Annotated in this window: 22 protein-coding genes and 3 pseudogenes; 18 read left to right on the top strand and 7 right to left on the bottom strand. The window is 44.1% G+C overall.

All coding sequences use genetic code 11. The features are described 5' to 3' along the window. Positions 1-19: 19 nt before the first annotated feature. Positions 20-679, bottom strand: coding sequence for a TetR/AcrR family transcriptional regulator (locus K7397_RS12570; protein WP_223068308.1), 660 nt, complete (start codon positions 677-679; stop codon positions 20-22). Between the two features lie 293 nt (positions 680-972). Here K7397_RS12570 and K7397_RS12565 point away from each other — a divergent pair, with 293 nt between their 5' ends. Continuing rightward, entirely contained in the window at positions 973-1,812 is an 840-nt protein-coding gene (locus tag K7397_RS12565; protein WP_223068307.1) for an SDR family NAD(P)-dependent oxidoreductase, read from the top strand. Positions 1,813-1,823: 11 nt separating this feature from the next. Further along, positions 1,824-1,964 (top strand): annotated as a pseudogene (locus K7397_RS12560) (acetyltransferase); the annotation flags it as partial. 328 nt (positions 1,965-2,292) lie between these two features. Here K7397_RS12560 and K7397_RS12555 read toward each other — a convergent pair. Together K7397_RS12555 and K7397_RS12550 are read right to left on the bottom strand one after the other, a co-directional pair. Next, positions 2,293-5,254: pseudogene (locus K7397_RS12555) on the bottom strand (Tn3 family transposase). Between the two features lie 45 nt (positions 5,255-5,299). Then, a complete protein-coding gene (locus K7397_RS12550) occupies positions 5,300-6,154 on the bottom strand; it encodes a tyrosine-type recombinase/integrase (protein ID WP_223068306.1) in 855 nt (284 codons plus the stop codon). A 499-nt stretch (positions 6,155-6,653) separates the two neighbouring features. Here K7397_RS12550 and K7397_RS12545 point away from each other — a divergent pair, with 499 nt between their 5' ends. From K7397_RS12545 to K7397_RS12530, 5 genes are all read left to right on the top strand, one after another. Further along, the gene (locus K7397_RS12545; protein ID WP_223068305.1) at positions 6,654-7,265 is read left to right on the top strand and encodes a matrixin family metalloprotease; all 612 of its coding nucleotides are present in this window, start codon (positions 6,654-6,656) and stop codon (positions 7,263-7,265) included. A 19-nt stretch (positions 7,266-7,284) separates the two neighbouring features. Continuing rightward, positions 7,285-7,953 carry a hypothetical protein gene (locus tag K7397_RS12540; RefSeq protein ID WP_223068304.1) on the top strand — a complete coding sequence of 223 codons (669 nt, stop codon included), beginning with the start codon at positions 7,285-7,287 and terminating at the stop codon, positions 7,951-7,953. Positions 7,954-8,192: 239 nt separating this feature from the next. Further along, on the top strand, positions 8,193-8,525 hold the full coding sequence (locus K7397_RS12535) for a NisI/SpaI family lantibiotic immunity lipoprotein (protein WP_223068303.1): 333 nt from the start codon (positions 8,193-8,195) through the stop codon (positions 8,523-8,525). Between the two features lie 266 nt (positions 8,526-8,791). Next, on the top strand, positions 8,792-8,926 hold the full coding sequence (locus tag K7397_RS21870; protein WP_273545620.1) for a hypothetical protein: 135 nt from the start codon (positions 8,792-8,794) through the stop codon (positions 8,924-8,926). A gap of 46 nt (positions 8,927-8,972) precedes the next feature. Continuing rightward, a complete protein-coding gene (locus tag K7397_RS12530) occupies positions 8,973-9,530 on the top strand; it encodes a TraX family protein (protein WP_223068302.1) in 558 nt (185 codons plus the stop codon). A gap of 161 nt (positions 9,531-9,691) precedes the next feature. On the opposite strand, the gene K7397_RS12525 is transcribed toward K7397_RS12530, so the two are convergent. Continuing rightward, the gene (locus K7397_RS12525; protein WP_223068301.1) at positions 9,692-9,898 is read right to left on the bottom strand and encodes a DUF1657 domain-containing protein; all 207 of its coding nucleotides are present in this window, start codon (positions 9,896-9,898) and stop codon (positions 9,692-9,694) included. A 192-nt stretch (positions 9,899-10,090) separates the two neighbouring features. On the opposite strand from K7397_RS12525, the gene K7397_RS12520 reads away from it, so the two are divergent. Genes K7397_RS12520 through spoVAD form a run of 3 tightly spaced genes read left to right on the top strand, consistent with a single transcriptional unit; the run spans position 10,091 to position 12,462 of the window. Then, a complete protein-coding gene (locus tag K7397_RS12520; protein WP_223068300.1) occupies positions 10,091-10,951 on the top strand; it encodes a DUF421 domain-containing protein in 861 nt (286 codons plus the stop codon). Positions 10,952-10,961: 10 nt separating this feature from the next. Then, on the top strand, positions 10,962-11,435 hold the full coding sequence (gene spoVAC / locus K7397_RS12515) for a stage V sporulation protein AC (protein WP_223068299.1): 474 nt from the start codon (positions 10,962-10,964) through the stop codon (positions 11,433-11,435). Positions 11,436-11,451: 16 nt separating this feature from the next. Continuing rightward, positions 11,452-12,462 carry a stage V sporulation protein AD gene (spoVAD, locus tag K7397_RS12510; RefSeq protein ID WP_223068298.1) on the top strand — a complete coding sequence of 337 codons (1,011 nt, stop codon included), beginning with the start codon at positions 11,452-11,454 and terminating at the stop codon, positions 12,460-12,462. Between the two features lie 64 nt (positions 12,463-12,526). Here the strand turns inward: spoVAD and K7397_RS12505 are convergent, their stop codons facing one another. Then, positions 12,527-12,961, bottom strand: a complete 435-nt coding sequence (locus K7397_RS12505; RefSeq protein ID WP_223068297.1) for a DoxX family protein — start codon at positions 12,959-12,961, stop codon at positions 12,527-12,529. A 16-nt stretch (positions 12,962-12,977) separates the two neighbouring features. Next, a complete protein-coding gene (locus K7397_RS12500; protein ID WP_223068296.1) occupies positions 12,978-13,571 on the bottom strand; it encodes a TetR/AcrR family transcriptional regulator in 594 nt (197 codons plus the stop codon). 166 nt (positions 13,572-13,737) lie between these two features. Here K7397_RS12500 and K7397_RS12495 point away from each other — a divergent pair, with 166 nt between their 5' ends. Continuing rightward, on the top strand, positions 13,738-14,499 hold the full coding sequence (locus K7397_RS12495) for a MerR family transcriptional regulator (protein ID WP_223068295.1): 762 nt from the start codon (positions 13,738-13,740) through the stop codon (positions 14,497-14,499). Between the two features lie 152 nt (positions 14,500-14,651). Here the strand turns inward: K7397_RS12495 and K7397_RS12490 are convergent, their stop codons facing one another. Next, positions 14,652-15,128, bottom strand: a complete 477-nt coding sequence (locus tag K7397_RS12490) for a hypothetical protein (RefSeq protein WP_223068294.1) — start codon at positions 15,126-15,128, stop codon at positions 14,652-14,654. A 151-nt stretch (positions 15,129-15,279) separates the two neighbouring features. Here K7397_RS12490 and K7397_RS12485 point away from each other — a divergent pair, with 151 nt between their 5' ends. The 7 genes and pseudogenes from K7397_RS12485 to K7397_RS12455 all read left to right on the top strand — a co-directional run bounded on the left by K7397_RS12485 (position 15,280) and on the right by K7397_RS12455 (position 19,690). Then, entirely contained in the window at positions 15,280-15,900 is a 621-nt protein-coding gene (locus K7397_RS12485; protein ID WP_223068293.1) for a class I SAM-dependent methyltransferase, read from the top strand. A gap of 40 nt (positions 15,901-15,940) precedes the next feature. Continuing rightward, positions 15,941-16,438 (top strand): GNAT family N-acetyltransferase, encoded by a 498-nt coding sequence (locus tag K7397_RS12480; protein ID WP_420488781.1) that lies wholly within the window; start codon positions 15,941-15,943, stop codon positions 16,436-16,438. A gap of 127 nt (positions 16,439-16,565) precedes the next feature. Next, on the top strand, positions 16,566-17,204 hold the full coding sequence (locus K7397_RS12475; RefSeq protein WP_223068292.1) for a hypothetical protein: 639 nt from the start codon (positions 16,566-16,568) through the stop codon (positions 17,202-17,204). A gap of 252 nt (positions 17,205-17,456) precedes the next feature. Then, a pseudogene (locus K7397_RS12470) lies at positions 17,457-18,542 on the top strand (tyrosine-type recombinase/integrase); the annotation flags it as partial. After that, on the top strand, positions 18,535-18,915 hold the full coding sequence (locus K7397_RS12465; protein ID WP_223068291.1) for a DUF6262 family protein: 381 nt from the start codon (positions 18,535-18,537) through the stop codon (positions 18,913-18,915). The pseudogene K7397_RS12470 and the gene K7397_RS12465, both read left to right, overlap by 8 nt. Positions 18,916-19,051: 136 nt before the next feature. Next, on the top strand, positions 19,052-19,252 hold the full coding sequence (locus K7397_RS12460; protein ID WP_223068290.1) for a helix-turn-helix transcriptional regulator: 201 nt from the start codon (positions 19,052-19,054) through the stop codon (positions 19,250-19,252). Between the two features lie 6 nt (positions 19,253-19,258). After that, positions 19,259-19,690, top strand: a complete 432-nt coding sequence (locus K7397_RS12455; RefSeq protein WP_223068289.1) for a hypothetical protein — start codon at positions 19,259-19,261, stop codon at positions 19,688-19,690. Positions 19,691-19,861 lie beyond the last annotated feature (171 nt).

The raw sequence follows: 19,861 nt of genomic DNA, 5'->3' as shown, positions 1-19,861 counted from the left end.
GAGCGCGGCATCTGAATCTTTAGGAGCTTTGATTTGGAAACAACGAGCCGACAATCAAAGTTAGCGTGTGCCTGTATACGGCATGGGCGGATTGGACGTCTCCCAAGTGTCCGCCCATGTAAAGATGAATAACGCCATGGAGTGACGCCCAGAATATACGTATTACGGTTTCCGTGTCATACGGGCCGGGAATCAGTCCTTGCTCTTGCGCATGGCTGATCACAGTCATTAGTTGCCGCATGGCTGTTACGGTGCCGTCCATGCTTTCCTCGTCCGGTTTGAAATCCGCGAAGGCTCCTCCGAACATCAGCTTATAATAACTGGAGTAACGCTGCCCGAATTCCCAGAAGGTTTCGCCCAGATTCAGCAAATGCTGTGCCGGATCGTCAGCGTGCGGCGTTCCCTCGAATTCGTTAGCGAGAAGCTTGCAACCATCGAGATACAACTGCTGAGCCAAGCCTTCTTTATTGACAAACAAGCTGTATATGACCTTTGTCGAGCAATCCATTTTCTGAGCAACTTTACGTACCGTAACGTTTTCCGGTCCTTCTTCTTGAAGGAGTGTTGCAGCAGCATCCACAACGAGCTTGCGCAAATTTTCTATATTTTGCAAGCGTGCTTCTTGGTAAGTCTTCAACTTTCGTGTGTTCTTATTTGAGGAACTATCTTTGTTGTCCATATTCATCACCTTCGGTTAATGCGTTATCGTTAGGAAACAAAGTTTCCGAACATCATAACAAAAATTTTATACAGTTGTTGGACAGTTGTCAATGTGACGATGGCTGTCTCAAATCATGTTCAAATAACGATATTGACTTTCTGAAAAAGCGGGGTTACAATGGGTTTCATCGGAAACAGTGTTACCAAAAAGCGCGAGATTCTTAACTCATGCGGGAGTTGGGAATTATTTTTGAGAATTTGGTAACAACGTTTCTTAAATAAAACATGGAATCCAAAAAGGAGAGTTGCACGATGAACATTCAAGGGAAATGGGCACTCGTCACGGGAGCTTCTTCCGGAATTGGGGAGCAATTCGCAAGACAATTGGCCAAGCAAGGCGGCAACTTGATACTCGTAGCCCGATCCAAGAACAAGATGGAGAGCCTGGCGTCAGAACTCAAAAAGAAGCATGGCGTCAAAGTGGAGATTATCGCTATCGATCTTGGGAAGGAGGGCGCGTCCAGCGAGGTGTATCAGCAATGTCAACTTCTGAAATTGGATGTCGAAGTGCTGGTCAACAATGCAGGCTTTGCTACGCACGGGTTGTTTGAACAAGTATCGGGAGTACGTCAGCATGATGAGGTCATGCTCAATGTGACCGCTGTTGTCGATATGACCCACTTATTCCTGCCGGATATGCTGCGCAGAAGCTCGGGTACCATTATCAATGTGGCTTCGACCGCCGGATTCCAGCCCCTTCCCTATATGGCCGTTTATGGGGCGACGAAAGCTTTCATCCTCTCGTTTACCCAAGCGTTATGGTGGGAAAACCGCAAACGCGGCGTTCAATTCTTCACGTTGTGCCCCGGTGCGACGGACACCAGCTTCTTTAATGTCGTAGGCGCGGAAGAAGCCGCCGTCGGCAAGAAAGACACTCCCGAGAGAGTCGTGCAAGCTGCGCTTCGCGCGTTGAATGATGGGAAGCTGTACGTCGTTCCGGGTACACAGAATTATTTGGGGACTCAATTAGGACGATTCATCACCAAAAAACGCGGACTTCGGTTTGTTGGCGGCATGCTTCGTCCGCGCGACGGATCCGCTCACAATAAGAAGACGGTCAATTCATCCGATCTTGCAGGGAGGACATTTTAATGAAAGCTATACGCTCGGTTATCAACCCCGGCGTAAAGATAGGCAATAATGTGGTTATTGCTTTTGGAGCAGTTGTTACAAAGAATGTCCCTGATAACGTGGTTGTAGGTGGTAATCCAGCTAAGGTCATCAAGCAAATTGACAATGGTTAGGCAAAAAGGGGTTGAGTCAATATGACAGCTTGTAAAGCAAACGGGAAACGATAGCTCAATCAAGCAGCGGCAGTCAAGGGCTTTATTTTTCAAGTCCTAGTTCGCCGCTGTTTTATTTTTAGGGCAAGTCTTTCCGGGAGACATTAGGAAAAAGTCTGCTTGGCATCTACCTACATCTCATAATGTTAAATTTTCTTGTATAGAAAAATTGAGGCGAGCTCCGTGGTCACTCAGGCGTTTTGCCCAGCTTTTTTCAGCGCCTTATCCGATGGGGGTACAGCCGACATACGCTCCAAAATAGGAATTAGGCTGGATGAAGATACCATAATTACACGATAGGTACCGAAAGCTCGCTTTCCAGAGGTTGAGGAACGTTCCCAAGGTCGAAGTAGTAGTCCCCAAACCGTTTGATGTGACGGGTTAGATAAGGACTCAGGGCAGCCAAGTCATCTCGGCTGATCTCGTACCCTTCACACTGTAGTTCCCGTATGATATGAGTCATATCCACGACGTTCTGAAAAATAATTATGTTAGCCACCAGATCCTTGTACTTGATACGCTTCTCTTGCTCTTCAGGATCGTTCTCTGCAATTACACCTTCACCGCCGAAAAACGACCACTTCGAAAAACCGTTATATGCCTCCACTTTGTTGGTAGTGGCGCCAATCTGCTCCCTGAGCTCTATATCGGAAATGTACTTCAATAGAAACACCGTGCGAACTACACGGCCAAGTTCACGGAAGGCCCGGTAGAGCCGATTTTTACGGCTGTTGTTGCCAAGCTTCCGGAGTAGTGTTGAGGGTAGTACCTCGCCTGCCTTTATGGAGAGAACTACCTGGATTAGGTCTTGCCAATGGTTTTCGAGCAACTCCCAGTTCACCGGTTCATCGAAAAGTGGGTCAATATATTTATAGACGGTATCCTTGCTGGGGCGGAAAAAATTAAGGTCTTTCCAATTGCGAATGCGCGGCATCAGATTGATACCCAGTAAATGAGACAGCGCAAACACCGGCAATGACTGACCTTGAGTATCTGCGTGAACAGTATCTGGCTCGATCTCCGATTTGTTCTTGAGCAGGCCGTCTATGATATAGACAGCTTCCCATACACCACAAGGGATGAAGTGGCTGAATAACGCGATATAAGTGTCAGAGACGTGATGGTAAGCGATTCCGCCGTATCCGCCATAGCGAATATGATACTCAGAAATCAAATTCTCTTCGTACAGGTCGAACTTAGTGCCATCAGCTGCTGCAGATGACCCGTCACCCCATATTTTGGGTAAGCCAAATCGATTATATTGATTTACTACGTCTAGAATCGCCTGGTTTAGGTTCTCAGCTGTAACGTGGCGACGGTTGGCGAACGAAATCTGGTGCGGAGTCACCTTACTCCTCATATGTCGGGCAGTTTGAGCAGGTCCGACATTACATCCATAGGCAAAAGTAGTAATAATGTAACGCTCCAAGGCGTTTTCCAGCTTCGGGTCTGATCCAGATAACGGCCCAAAGTGACGGGACCAGTTCGTATAGTGTTGAACATTGCACAGAATATCGATGATATTCCTCTCGGGCATGCGTTCCAGAATTGCGTTCTCCAGAACCTTAGCGTTCTGCGACAGGTCTTTGCGTGTGATACGCTTCAGAACCGGTTCTCCACTTTCACTGATGACGACCTGACCATTCTCTGGATAGTTGCGATCAACTTCCTCGGCCGTTTGTGTCAACCAGTCCCGCAACTGCTGTACAAAACCGGCAGCGGTCGGTTCAAAACCTAGTTCTCGACAGTAATCGGCTACCATAGGCTCACATTCGCTCCAATTAAGTAACTGATCCCGATAGTCAGCGAAGCTTTCAGATCCCTTCACGCTGAGATCCCCACTTTTGAGTTCGGATGCCACACAGCTGAACACGCAAACTTCCAAGTGACGGCGATTATAGACGATATCCCCGTTTTGCCTTACCAAGATGGTCCGAATCCATTGCTCGCTTGCGAAGGAAAGGTCCAAATCACCACTGATGAACTCACTACGTCGGTTCTCGTTCTGCAGTAGAAAATCCAGAGCATCTGTAAGGGAGTGGTCCTGCGAAGTGGAATCGATGTCCAATAGGCGGACCATACGGAAGAGTTCAGACCGATGGCTCTTGTAGAATTTCCAAAGCAAGGGCAGGTAGTTATTTCCGCTGTAAGCTGAGATCGACTCACACTCATCGAGCAAGACGTTGGCACCTCCCTGGGCAGTCAGGAGAGCTTTCAAGCTACGCCCAAGGGTCTCATCGTCATCCTGGTGACCATCCGCGGTTTGCAAAACTTCGGTGAAAATAGAAATAAGGCGTTCAGTTTTCGCTCGGTGTTTCTCCTGCAACTCAGCCAGAGCCTGCTTACCTTTGTTATGAATAACTCCGATTCGCTTAAGGAAAGTCTCCACCAGATTATCACGAGCCGTAACCCGCGCCTGATGTACCATGGCCAGCAGGAGCGTATAACGTTTCGATTGGGTAAACTTCCGCATTTCCGTCGCGTCTAAAGCTCCAGCCTCAGCGGCAAAGTGCTTAATCTTTGCGTTCGGGATTCCTTCTATCAGCCTCTCAACATCTCCCATGGTCAACAACCAGGAGAACCGAGCCTGTAAATCGCGCATGTGACTTAAAGTAGCGCTTTTCGGTGTCTCCTTCAGATAGTTGAAGTCGCTTTTATGACGAGGTTTTTCTACGTTGAGCAATTGGTCCAGGCGGTGCTGTTCCATCTCGCTCAGTTGGCTGAATACGTAGTTGAAGAACTGACGATTCACCAGAATTCGAATGCGTCGAGCCAGACGATCAAGGGTACTGTACCCAGGTAGCTCACAGCGCTCTTTAACGAGTTCCTCGATGGCTACGTTGATCAGGTCAGCAGGGTTGTCCATAACTTGAGCTGATTGGTACAACGCCTGCATACAGATACGTTTAGCGTGTTTCCCAAAGGGGATGATCTCCAGGTATCCCCGAACGGCCTCGTGGTGTTTATAACGTGGTTCTTGGAGTGACATCAGGTTGGAGCTCTGGCGGGAGGGACAATTGTTGCCGGATATGGTTGACGATTGATACCGGTACATCACTTATAGACGGAAAGTACCCCAACCGCTGGAATGCCTTCAGCATGACCAACAGATGAAGCAAAGGTTCAGCCCCGCGTGCAGCACTGTAGGCAAACTGGATCTCCTGTGGTGTCGGTGAATAAACATCTTGAAGTTCCTTTTGTGTCAGGTTGCGTTTGAATCGTGGGTAAGCAGTACGTTCAATAGATGCCATGTTACGAACTTGCCTCCTCTCGCAAAGGTGGCAGCACAGTTTCCATTATAGAAGTTCCATTTTGTGCTTCAGCTTGGCCTTATCGGGATTCGTATAGAGTAGGGTCGTATTGATGTTAGAATGTCCTGCCTGATTGGCAACTTCATGGATGCTCAGCCCTTTTTCAATGGCGTTTGTGCAGAAAAAGTGCCGCAGTTGATGAGGTGTTATTTTCGGACTGAACTTTTGAAAAATGCGGTTAACTACCGTTCTATCCAAGCTGCCTTTCTTTTTGCTGACAAACAGATAACTCGATTCCTCCGCCGCGGTGTATTTTATACGTTCTTTGAGATAATCCCGGAGTGCGTGAATGATTTTTGAGTTCAGGAGCACCGTCCGCTGCTTTTCCCCTTTACCGTTGCGAATGATGCATTCACCGGTTTGGAGGTTGAAGTCACTCAGACGAATTGAAAGAGCTTCAGAAATCCGCATACCCGTGTAAGCCATCAGCGTAACGATGGCATAATTTCGTTTGTCTTTGCTTTCCAGTACCCGTTGTAAAAATTGTTTGACTTCCAGTTCCGTCACTTGAGTTGGAGAAGCGTACTCGGTCTGTATCTTGAGCATGTCGGATTTATCAATGACCATATCGTTCTGAACTTTTTCTTTAATTAAAAATTCGTTATAGCTACGCAGGCTGCTCAGTTTATGATTAATCGTTTTGGCGTTATTCATTTTGATGATTTTAAGGTAGACGATGTAGTCAAGAACATTTTGTCGGTAGAGTTCGGTACATGGTTGTCCAAAAGATTCTTCAAACCATTTTAAGTACTGACTCAGATCAAAAATATATCCCTTGATGGTGTTTCGGCTTTTACTGCGTTCTTGCAAATAAGTAGCGAATTCATTGAGTCGATTCATGCATACCACCTACCGCGGAGATTAGACCAATAAATTGTGTTGCATTAAAAAGTGAACGAAACTTTGTAAATTGTGTTGCATATGTGGTCAGATTATACCATTTACTAGAGTCTAGTACAACACAATTTATATTGTGCTGCATTTTAGTATTATGAAGCGCGTGATATTCGATTGAAGAGATTCCCATTCAGTTGATGGTTCAAATTACCAGTATAATTCAACTGTATTCGACATTTTTCCTGATAGACGGACGTTACAATATTTTCTATAATGAGAATATGTTTCAAATTAATTGTTTGTAATAAAAATGTAAGAAGAACGGTAGGAAGGGGGATTCATTTAACTCAGCTGCATTTTCCGACAAAGCACTGTCCAAGTCTATGACGGGCGGGGTGAACCAAGCATAGACAGATGTTGTGAATGATCTTTTGTCCCATGTAGTGATAAGGCACGCATTAGTTAATCTCCACAGTTAAAAGTAATCTTGGAGGGATTTTAAATGTCATTGTTAAGAAAATATAAAACTATAGCATTAGTATCCACGATAATGTTATTTAGTTTTGTTTTTGGCGTATACTCGGCTTTTGCATACAATATAGGACATGATGGTGGATTTAGTCCAACACCTACTGTTGTTCGTCCATTAAGTACGTTTGCCGCGGAAACAAAAACAGCTTTGAGTAATGCAGCATCTGCGTGGAACGGTGTTGGTTTAGGGACCCTAGTTACGAGGGGGACTGACACGAGTAATACGACTTACCCAAATGATAATGATATAAATGAAGTGACTAAAGGGTATAGAGGAACAAATACTTATTTAATGCAGGCTACCTACGTTACCCAGGAGTATGTATGGAAGGATAATAATCTTTATTGGTGCAACACAGAAGTGGATATTGATGTTAATATAAGTTATCCTTGGTCAACCACTGGTACATCAACCGCTTATGATTTACAAAGTGTTTTTACTCATGAACTAGGTCATTTACTTGGATTAAGCCATTCAAATGTTTCGGATGCAACAATGTGGCCAACGATTTCTAAAGGTGATACTTCCTGGAGGACGCTTGCAACAGATGACATTAATGGTATCACCGCCATACATTGGTGAGATAAGGGGACGATAAGTGATGATAAAGAAGAATAAGACAATCTTGTGGGTAATTTTATCAGGGACTATTTTTTCCTTTATCTTAGGCGTTGTTGTATTTAACTTTATCACTAAACAAGAAACTGCCTATACTGAAGGTGCAATTGCAGAAAAGAATCAAAGAACCTTAATTAATGATTCTTCAGTAATTGTTAAAGGAACTGTGAGGGAAATCTTGCCGAGTAAATGGAGTAATCCAAATTTTGAAAAGGGCAAAGATGTCCGAAATATTATTCAAACAGATATACTAGTTAATGTCGAAAATGTTTATAAAAACAAACCTTATGACGATAAGGTTATAACTGTAAGAATAGATGGAGGAACTATAGGTAACAAAACATTGGTTTCTGAAGGATTTCCCGATTTTGTTGAGGGAGAAGAAGTAGTCCTATTTTTATCAGAAGATGACGGAGATTTAGCAAATCCTAATGAAAACTATTATGTGTTAACCGGAATGTATCAAGGGAAGTTTTCATTAAAAGAATCAAAGAGCACCGACAAAATTTTCTCGAATACAAAGGATAGTTACAAACTCTCAACCATACATCAAGAGATTAATAGTGTACTTGAAGATCTCAAAAAGAATCCCATTCCAAAAATGACAAAAGAGGAAATAGCTACACAAAATGAGAAGTTGTTTGGAAAATAAACGTTGTCTACTATACTAGAGTTTTAAGTATAACAGATCAAATCTATCATAAGAATACCACTTAATATGATAGTGATGAACATAAGGGCCGTCCAGCAGGGTGGCCCTTTCATTTGAGTCAATATTCATAGGCGACGCTAGGATGGGCAGCGAAACGTTCTTCAAAAAGACAGTGCGGAGTAACTAACAAAGCAACTATTTTCAATTTTTCTCGTCTGATATTTAGGAGGTGTACAGAAATGAGATTACTGCTTATCATGTTGCTTACAATTTTTGTATTAGCGGGATGCTCTGCACAAAGACCCGAAGGAGGTTCATATCCGAGTACCGTTGTTTTGAATAACATCCAATATGGCTTGTCGGTGGAGAAGGTCACACAAGATAAAATCGGGAATCAGCTCGGTGTAGTGAAACGTATAGTTCAGCCAATGCCTAAAGAAAATGAAGAATCTAATGAAGCACCAGTTGGAAGCAAATTATACGAAATCAAAGGAATAGAACCAAACGAAGCAATCGCAGTTGAAATAAACGGAGAATACCGAAAAGCATATAAAAACGGACCTTCAAAATAAAGTCAAAAGCTTGGCAAATTGCTAAGCTTTTTTGTTCAACTTTGCTCTCATTCAATATCCCAATTTTGTTGTCATTTGGACACTTTGCACCTGCAATTTCTCGATACTTGATCATTCCATGACCTCCCATTGGTATTTGTGCCCTGATGTTCAGAGGCACATTTCTCAAAGTGAGCTTTCGGTACCTATCGTGTAATTATAGGTATCTTCATCCAGCCTAATTCCTATTTTGGAGCGTATGTCGGCTGTACCCCGATGCTATAATAATGGAACAGGAAGGAGAGCTCGGCGCAAAGGCCATTGTTCAGGGACATGGCGGCTCCATTGAGGCCTATAACGCTCCTTCGGGCGGGGCTGTCTTTTCCATCGGCTTGAACATGGACGACCAAGGTTATCCGTGATAAGACAAAACGGACTCCGACATTCACGAACCATAAGGAGGAAGGTATGCAAATCATAGCGATGTTGACGATGCTCGTCGATCACATTGGCGCCGTTTTTTATCCGGACATGCTTCCATGGCGAATCATCGGCAGGATCGCATTCCCTATCTACGCTTATTTGATCGTCGTGGGGTACAGGCGGACAAGCGATTTAAAGCGTTATACGCTCAGGCTGCTGGCGCTTGCAGCTGTTTCACAAATTCCGTTTATGCTTGCTTTCCAAACAACGGGAATCAACGTGATCGGTACGCTTTTTGTGTGCATCCTCGTATTGTATGGACTTGACCACTGGAGCAAGACTTTGTCGATCCCCGCGACTATTGTTTTATCCGCCTTTATGGAGCTGCTGGATTTCGATTACGGTATTTACGGCCTTTTGTTGGTCCTGATTTACAGGTATATGAGCGGCCATGCGATGATCGGAAGCCACTTGGCTTTAAATCTTCTATTTGTAGTGATCAAACGATGGGACGTCCAGATCTTCAGCCTTCTTACGACGATGGGAATCGTCTATTTTCCGCAAGTATATCGTTATCTGGAACGCAGAATGGTTCCGAACTAGATATGGAGAAGCTTTTATCCGGTCCATTTGTCGGTGATTGCATTAATCAATCTGACCAAATAAAGGCCCAGCGGATGATGAAAATTCAAATAAGGTCCCGAACTGGTGGAAGAAAGCACATCAGCAGGGACCTTATTTATTGATATCTCAGGCGAATGGGTTTAGAAGCCTTTATATTGAGGCTCTTCGTTCTCCAGCTGTTGAACGCGAGTTTGAACCTGATCGATAATCGCTTGCGTTTGTTGAGCTGCAGTTGTGAAAAGGTTTTTCGCTTCTTGATTTTGAGTGCTGAGAGCAAAAGTTTCCAGGTTTGCTTGGGCGCTTTTCAGCGAAGCCATGCAAGTTTTGACATCAGAAGCAACGGTCATGGATTTTTTCACCTCCTTAGAGTAACAACGTTTAATAATTTGATTCTTCATACCGCAAAATATACATACCGAATCATAAAAAATTCGCTTCCCCTGCCCAAAGGCTGTTGGCATTTTGTGGCTGTATAAAAAAATAGATACAGGCAATAATTCCAATGATCTTTGTTCATTGCATTTAAAGGAGGCTGACCCATGCCGCATTGGCTTGAGATCATCATAAGGACTTTAGCTGCTGTTGCCTTTCTGTTCCTGCTCACAAGACTGCTTGGGAAAAGGCAAATTTCCCAACTGTCTTTCTTTGAATACATTACAGGAATTACGATTGGCGATTTGGCGGCCAGTATATCGCTTGACTTGTACAGAAGCTGGTACCTTCCTGCAATCTCTCTAGCCGTTTGGGCGCTCGTCTCCCTCGGGATTGAATTTGTCCAGATGAAAAGCAAACGGCTGCGCGGCTGGATCGACAGTAACGGAACCGTGCTGATCAAGGATGGCAAAGTGATGGATGACAATATGAAGAAAGAGCGCCTTACCAACGAAGAACTGCTTGAACAGCTCCGGAAAAAGGGTATTTTTCGTGTATCCGAGGTCCAATTTGCTGTTATAGAGCCGAGCGGTGAAATCAATGCTTTGCTGAAAAAAGAACATCAGCCGCTTACGCCTTCCGCTTTGGGAATCAAGGTAGCGCCCGAAAGTGAACCCCAGGCCGTCATTCTGGACGGCAAAATTCTTGACGAGCCGCTAGCGACAAACGGCTTAAACCGCAAATGGCTCAACACAGAACTTGAAAAGCTCGGCGTATCGGTGGATAACGTCTATATTGGTCAGGTTGACAGTTACGGACAGCTTTACGTCGATCTGTTCGATGACAATCTCAAGGTTCCTGATCCCATGGAAAAGCCTGCTCTCCTTGCTCAGCTTAAGAAATGCGAAGCCGATCTGGAAATGTTCGCCCTTTCCACCGACGATCAGGAAGGGAAGACGCTGTACGAGCAAAGCTCCAAACAACTGCTTAAAGTGATCGAGGGCATCAAGCCTTTACTGATCAGGTAGGAGGGTAGAAATGGCGGATCAGAAGAAGAAAAAATTGACTCCTGTCCAGCAGGAGTACCAGGTACTTGCCAATAAGATCGAGCCTAAACGCACGATTGGCGTCAACTGCCTGCGCGCCTTCATCTCCGGAGGACTAATCTGTGTCCTGGGTCAAGCGATTGAGGAAATGTTCGTCAGATGGGGCGGATTCACCCATAAAACGGCTGCGAGCCCTACGGTGGCGGTTCTGATTATCCTTTCCGTCATCCTTACCTGTTTCGGGGTATACGACAAGATTGCCCAGTGGGCCGGAGCCGGCAGCGCAGTCCCGGTTACCGGGTTCGCCAATTCCATGGCGTCAAGCGCCATTGAGCACCGCAGCGAAGGTTTGGTTCTCGGCGTAGGGGCAAGCATGTTTCAGCTCGCCGGCTCGGTCATCGTTTACGGAGTTGTGACGGCTTTCATCGTGGGTGTTGTGCATATCATTCTGGATACCATTTCATGATAGGAGGGACTTATCGATGCTAAAAGGACATCAAAGCTGGGTATTTGAGAACAAGCCCTCTATTCTGTCTACGGCAACTATCGTTGGACCCTTTGAGGGCCAGGGACCGCTTGTCGAAGATTTTGATATCATTCACGGCGATCTTACCCTGGGTCAGGAAAGCTGGGAGAAGGCAGAGAAAACGTTGATCGAAGAGGCGGCGAATCTCGCCGTGGAGCATGCGGGGCTCACAAAAGAAGAAATTCATTTCTTCTTCGGCGGCGATTTGATGAACCAGATCATCAGCAGCAGCTTTGCGGCGCGTACGCTCTCCATTCCGTATTTTGGTCTGTTCGGGGCTTGTTCGACTTCCATGGAAAGTCTGGCCCTTAGCGCATATGTCGTCAATTCCGGAGGAGCGGAGTATGTGTTGGCAGCTACCGGGAGCCATAATGCGAGTGCGGAGAAGCAGTTCCGATACCCGACGGAATACGGATCGCAAAAGCCGCCGACGGCCCAGTTTACGGTTACGGGGGCTGGAGCGGCGGTCATTTCCCGCCAAGGCGCCGGCCCCGTCGTGACCTCCGCAACGATCGGCCGGGTTATGGATATGGGGATCACTGATCCGTTCAATATGGGTGCGGCCATGGCGCCGGCTGCTGTTGACACCATTCAGGCGCATTTTCGCGACATGCAGATTGAACCGGGCTATTATGACCTGATTGTAACGGGTGACTTATCCAAAGTTGGCTATGAAATCGCCAATGCGTTGTTTAAAAAGCATAATTTCCCGATTGAACAGACCGTGTACAAGGACTGCGGAATGATGATCTACAACTATGAGAAGCAATCGGTTCAGGCCGGGGCAAGCGGCTGCGGTTGTTCCGCGGTTGTCACTTACGGCCATCTCTTGAACCGCATTCGCAGAGGAGAGCTAAAGCGGATATTGGTCGTAGCGACAGGAGCCCTTCTGTCGCCGCTGTCTTACCAGCAGGGAGAAACGATTCCAAGCATTGCGCATGCAGTATCTATTGAGGCTGGGGGATAACGAGGGTTTAACGATCGAAGCCGGAACCGCCGGGTATTAGGAGCGGGTTCCGGCTTCATCATTTTTACGCTGCAAACAGAATGGCGCCTATAAACACAAGCTGCAAAACCGTTCGCAGAAGTAGATTAGGTACGGGTTTACCGTTGATGGTCAAGCGTTCACGGGCAGCTTTTACATTGGCCGGAAACATTGCAACGAGCAGGACGATCAGGCCAATCGATGCGACGCGGGAAGTAGCGGGAAACAAAATGCCGATTGCCCCGGCAATCTCAAGCCACCCGGTAACCGTTACGATCCAGTCGGGTTTAGGGAATACTGCCGGAACCATTCGGATTAAATCGGGCCGTCTTTTTCCCCAGTGGGCGGATGCAGTCAGAAGGAACATGGCGCAAACCGCAGCCTCTAGGGAAGGGTGCCAATGATCGAAATAGCTTAAGCCCAGCCAGCCCACGAGCCGAAATAACAAAAAAGAACCGAGCAGCGCAATGAATGGTGCCATCTTCAGACCCTCCGTATCATTTGGATTTCAAAACACCGGCAATAAATTCGGAAAAGCTCTGAGCCGAAAAAGAAACTTTTTGAAGCGGAAAGGAGGAACGGACCCGCATTCCCAGCCCCAGCAATACAAACATCTCCGCCGTGGCAGCCGTGTCCACGGATGCCGGAATGACTCCATGCTGCTGCCCCATTCGAATCCACTGCGAGGAAAAATGAACGGAATTTTCATAGAATTGTTTAAGCGCCGCCGCGACCGGAGGCTGATCCTCCCTGCCCAGCAAATAAGCCAGCACTTTATTCGTTACATCGCGGGGATCGTCAAGCAGCGCAAGGCTTTCAGCAATTTTCTGCATTGGCGAGTCAAATGAACGGTTTCCCTGCTCAATCTCGGCGTTAAACCGGGCATTCGTCTTTTCAAGCTGCTCCTGCAGAATCCAGGCAAAAATTTCGTCCTTGCTCTGGACATAGTGGAAAATCGCTCCTTTGGACAAGCCGGTTCTTTCCATAATGTCCTTCATGGTGATGGACTGGCAGCCTTTCTCCATAATCAGCTCTTTGGTTGCATCAAGAAGAAGCTGAAGGGTATGCTGTCTTCTTTCTTCCTGCTTCACGGGGGACGACTCCTTCATCCGAAAATTTAATATCCTCAATTTAAAGCTTATGAGATCATTATATAAACCGACCATCGGTTTGTAAATATAAAATAACTATTTTTCTCGGCATGTTGACATTGACGTTACGTTAAGGTGTACATTCATATTGTCAGGAGGTGAGCATATGGAATACACGGTGCAGAAGCTGGGCAGGCTGGCCGGAATCAGTACCAGAACGCTTCGGTACTACGATGAGATAGGCATTCTTAAGCCGGCAAGAATGAGCTCGTCGGGATATCGAATCTATGGTGAGGCGGAGGTGAACCGGCTGCAGCAGATTTTATTTTACAGGGAACTCGGGCTTAAGCTGGACAGAATCAAGGAAATCGTCACCTCGCCTTCTTTTGACGCGGCCAAGGCTTTGAAAGAGCATCGTGAACAGCTCCTGAACAGAAGAAAGCAGCTCGATCAGCTGATCGCCAATGTGGAGAGAACGATTGCCTCAAACGAAGGGAGAACGAAGATGACCGACCGGGAAAAATTCGAAGGCTTCAAGCAGCAATTCATAGACGATAACGAGAAAAAATATGGCAAGGAAATTCGCGAGAAGTACGATGCAGATACCGTAAACAAGTCGAACGAAAAGCTGAAAAACATGACACAGGAACAATATGAAGAAGTAACGCGCTTGGCTGAACAAGTCAATTCCACGTTGGGTGAGGCGTTTAAGACGGGCGATCCGGGGAGCGAACTCGCACAAAAAGCGGCAGACCTGCATAAACAGTGGCTTTCTTATTACTGGCACGAGTACAGCAAAGAAGCCCATGCCGGGCTTGCCCAAATATATGTGGACGATGAACGGTTCAAGGCTCATTATGATGCCATTCAGCCCGGCACAGCCGAGTTTCTGAGAGACGCCATTTACATTTATACGGGAATGAAGTAATAGAGAAAGCATCCTTTTGTCCTCATACTGGGAAAATATTAAAAAGGCGGCCGTTTTTCGGACTTTACCGGAAAGCAGTCGCCTGATTTTTTGGGGATTTACTCCGATTTGCAATGAATTTTCTTACCGGTCCGCTGATTCCCATAGTATTCTTATTTAAATACATTTTCAAGGGAGTCCGGGCTGAATTCATTGGTTATTTTATATGAATTATACTTATTTTTTCTATTATCATAATCAAATATGGATATATTCTTTTTGTCGTAAACAGTCATTCCGAATCTTAAACTACTGACTCTTGGTCTGTCTACTTCTATGTGCATAATATAATGATATGATTCATTAGGATTAAAATCGTGATTACGTGATTTTCTTAGCTTAATTTCAGAAAAATCATTTATTATATTATTTATTACGTGCTTATCTGTCACAACGATTTCTTTTTCTTCATAGGGGTCTACTGATACTGATGTTCTTGTAATATGAATTGATGTAATCTCTGTTCCATTCAACCGATCTAAGACAACTTTTTTGAATGAAGTATTCATTTGAGATCTATGAACAATTTCAAAGACAGCAATGATACATACGATTATAATGACAACTATATATTTTTTATTTATTTTCAATAATCTTCACCTCACATTTCACGATGAAATGGATCTTGAACCGATCAGAACAGGGAATAGAATATGCTCCTTCCTAAGTGTATACCCATATTTTTACACCTGTCAATTTTATGCGATCATTGATAATTGATAAAAGAAGAGAGGAACCTAAATGAGCACCTATTGGGATCAAAGGTTTATCCAGCAAGGAATGGTCTGGGGCAAGGAAGCAAGCGAAACCGCTTGCCATGCCAGGACGATATTTACGAACAACAAGGTCAAAACATTGCTTATTCCAGGCGCGGGGTATGGGAGAAACAGCAAGGCGTTTTCCTCCACGTTTGAAGTGACAGGGATCGAATTATCCGGCGAAGCCATCAGGTTGGCGGCAAAGTGGGACCCGGGTACCGCATTTATTCATGGATCGGTTCTGGATACTGTTACGGAAAAGAAATTTGATGCTGTTTACTGTTACGATGTATTGCATTTGTTTTTATTGGCGGAACGGAAGAAACTCATTCAGAATTGTGTTGACAGGCTGAACGAAAAGGGAATGATGTATTTTACTTGTTTTTCCGATCAGGATCCTCATAAAGGACAAGGAAAAAAGCTGGAAGAAGGCACATACGAGTATATGGAGGGCAAGCATGCCCACTTTTTCACGGAAGAAGATTTAAGATTGCATTTTAATGGGCTGGAAATCATCGAGACAGGGACGGTCGCCGAAGTGTTGAAATACGAGAAGGATCAAAAGAAAGAGTATATGCTAAGATACATAATAGTAAAAATATAAGCGCAAGAAGCTTGAAAGGATGAGTTAACTGGGGAACCAAATGATGATTTCAGAAGTGAAATTCATGGAGCAGAGATTGCTGAATGGATTGTCCAAGTTATTGATTCGGGTTGTTGAGGACGGGGCATCCATCGGTTTCCTCCCGCCGCTAAGCGATGAGGAAGCAGCCGGTTACTGGAAGCAAGTGCTTGAGCCGGGCGTTCATCTTTGGATTGCCGTTCAGGATGGTACAATTGTCGGAAGCGTGCAGTTGCAGTTGGCCCTGAAGGCCAACGGTTCTCACCGGGCAGAAGTGGCCAAGCTGATGGTCGACCCGGACAGCAGAAGAAAAGGCATTGCAAGACTGCTGATGCAAACGATGGAAGCGAAGGCGAAGGAGGAGGGCAGATCGCTGCTTGTATTGGATACAAGATCGGGCGATCCGTCAAACAACCTGTACCGTTCCCTGAATTATTCGGAAGCAGGACGGATTCCGCGGTATGCCCGTTCAGCGAACGGGGATCTGGACGAAACGGTTTTTTATTACAAAGAATTTTGACCTGCGGACTTCTCTGCAGGTTTTTCTTATTATTAGACAATAGTAAAGATATAAAACGAAATGGTATAATCAGGAATAAGCGTTTTAAGGATGCAAAATGAAGGTTAAATCTTGGGAGGCGGCATTCGTGAAGAAAAGCTTGATTTCATTGCCCTCTGCATGGGGCAGGAACGTGGAGCATAAATATTTTTCAGGAAGCGAAAAATCGCTGGCCGTATTTTTTCCAGGCAGCCATTATTCCTGTGACCGTCCGCTCTTGAATTATGCCAGTCAGAGCGCAATTGAACATGGCTATGATCTGCTTCAGCTTGAATATGGATATCAAAGTGCAAGAATACCGTTTGATTGGAAAGATCTCAGTATATTGGTCTTTGAATGCAAGCATGCGATTGACCAAATCAGGGACAAATACGAAACCATCTCATTCGTCAGTAAAAGCCTGGGTACGCTGGCCGCCGGACAGGTTGGTGAAATTATCGGGAGGGATAAGGTTCGCCAGCTCTTTCTCACTCCGATTAATAATACGGTTCCTTATATTCGCGAATCCGATTGTACCGTTATCTATGGTACTGCTGACCCGCTTTTCAGTTCGGAGAACGTAGATTACATTCACAATCTGGAGCACGTAAAGGTCCGGCCGATTGAGCATGCCGATCACAGCCTTGAGCTTGAAACGCTGGAGAAGTCCATCGTTCTGCTTCGGCAGATTACAGAGATGTTTGCCGATTTCTTTAGCGATGTGCCGCCGAATAGACGAAGGGACTGATGTAATTTGCTGACCCGACTGGTTCGCTTGATTCCTAATCGCTGGCTGGTCTTTATGTATTAGCATTTTCCAAGAAAGTTATTGGCGGATATTTTGCAGAATTCTTAATGGGGGTCTTGTCAAGAGCAAGAATATTTCTATAAACCATTCGTACGATACAGCGTGGCAAGAAAAGGGGAGGCTGCATGATGAACTACAAGACGATATTATTCGATGCCGATGATACATTGTTCGATTATGGGAAGTCGGAATTTTCCCGATGATAAACCGAAAATCCGTAAAAAATCTATTGATCAAATTGACTATATTCCTGACTATGTATTGGAGCAATTATTCACTCATATCAATGACTTGCATAAAGATTGTCAACCTGTTGTTTGGATAGCGTTTAAAACAGGACTTAGAATATCTGATGTACTTGGGTTAACTTCTGATTGTTTAGTCAAACTCAATGGTCATTATTACATTGAAACTGATATTGAAAAAACATACGTAAAAGGGCATCGGATTCCGATTGATGATGAGTTAGCAGATATATTTGCCGTTTTGATTAATATATCCAAAGAATTGAGCAACCAAGACAACAACCCTAAAGGGTATATTTTCGTTCGATATCGTGGTCAACGCAAAGGAAAACCATTTAGTCAAGGTTTTTTTCAAGGTCAACTAAATATATTAGCAAAGCAAAAGAACATTACCGATGAAAGTGGAAACTTATTTCATTTCAAAACTCACCAATTCCGACACACCTACGGTGTAAAAATGTTAAATGGTGGTGCGGATATTCTTACGGTACAAGAGTTATTGGCTCACGCATCCCCCGAAATGACATTAAGATATGCCAAACTATTAGATGATACGAAAAGAAAAGCGTTTGAATCAGTGGTACAGCAAGGAGTTTTTAGTTTCAACTTAAACGGTGAGGTACAACAAATTAAAGCAGGAGAAGATATACCAACAGACATATTAGATGCCTTATGGCAAGATCATAAGCTGAATGCGATGGACAACCCTTATGGAACGTGTCACGCTCGTTTGAATGGAAATTGTCCTCATATGGAAGCACCACCTTGTCTAACTTGTGGTGACAATCAAACACCATGTAAAGACTTAGCAGTGGGATTCTCCGAATTAGACAAGCAAAAATATGAACTTCACATTAAAACCACTACGAAAGCAATTGAAATAGCAAAACAAAGAGGTCGAGAAGATATTGCGGAGAAAAATGAAAAGAATGTACAACGCTACCAAAACATCTTAAATACCCTCCAAGAAGGAAATGTTATCTTTGGTAGACAAGATCGGATGAAAAGAAAGTTAGGTGTTAAAAATGGATGAATATGACCGTTCTGCCCATTTGAAAGCGATTCATGCCAAACGAAAAGTAAATACCTATCAGAAAGTAGATGAAGCCATTAAAAGGCTCATAAAGGCTAATGAAAAAATAAACTTTAACAGTGTAGCCAGTGAAGCTGCCGTTTCAAAAGCAACGCTCTATAACAACAAGGACTTTCGTTCGAGAATTGAAACATTACGAAATCAGCAGTCACAAGTGCCTACACCGAAACAAGTAAAACGAAAAATGAATGAAAGCAACAAGGATGCTCTTATCGCCTCTCTAAAAAGGAAGAACAAAAAATTGGAGGAAGAAAACAAGCAACTCAAAGAGCAACTGAAAGTAGCCTATGCAGATGTTTACAAAAAGTTATGAAGGAGAACAACGTTCTCCCTTTCATCTTCAACTAAACGTGGCAGTTTACTTAAAGATTAGCTCTATTTTAAATGCAATATATATATTGAATAATGCAATATATATGTTACAATAAATTCGAGGAGGGATACAACATTTGGAGAATAAAGTTAAGATTGCTCGTACTCAAGTAAGTTTGACACAACAACAACTGGCAGAAAAGATAGGCGTCACTCGCCAAACTATTAGTTTGATTGAGAAGGGAAAATATAATCCAACCCTCAAGTTGTGTCTGGATATTTGTTATGCAGTTAATAAAACATTAGATGAAGTATTTTGGGTAGATAAAGGAGAATGATTACAAATGAAAAAAATTACAGATGAACGTTTAGTATTACAGAATTTAAAAAACATCGGCATTGCATATATCATTCAAACTGTTGGTATTCTTGGAATTTTAGGAAATGACTTAGTTACAAAAGGGTTAGACGGTATGCGAGAAAATCCCTTATGGCTTGTTTTTATGATTACCACAATTATTTCCGCATATTTATCAATGAGTATTAGTGCAGACCACGAAAGTAATAAAGTTAACCCACAAAAGAGTCTAAGTATTTCACTGGTTGTGCTTATTTTAATTTCAACAGTTGTTGGATTTTTTGTATCTCTCACTGATGGCTTTACTATAATCAATGGGGTAATTATGGGTGGAATATTATTTATTTGCGGTCTTATTCCAATAGTCTATATCTATAATCTACGAACAAAGCGACAAGATGAAAATATTGAAGAATAAAGGGGAAATCTTGTTCACGAATAATAAAGTCGTTTAAAAAATAAGGCTCTACACAAAACGTAGTGCTTGAACCCCATAGAACGTTATGCTAGGGAACATATAGAAAAAACATCTGCATATCCCGTAAGATGGTTGTGCGACCAATCCATCGAAGAAGGAATAAACAGATGC

The organism is Paenibacillus caui, from assembly GCF_019904135.1.
In the GTDB taxonomy this organism is placed as follows: domain Bacteria; phylum Bacillota; class Bacilli; order Paenibacillales; family Paenibacillaceae; genus Fontibacillus; species Fontibacillus caui.
Note: the sequence above shows the minus strand (reverse complement) of the source record. Positions and strands in the feature narration are given on the sequence as shown.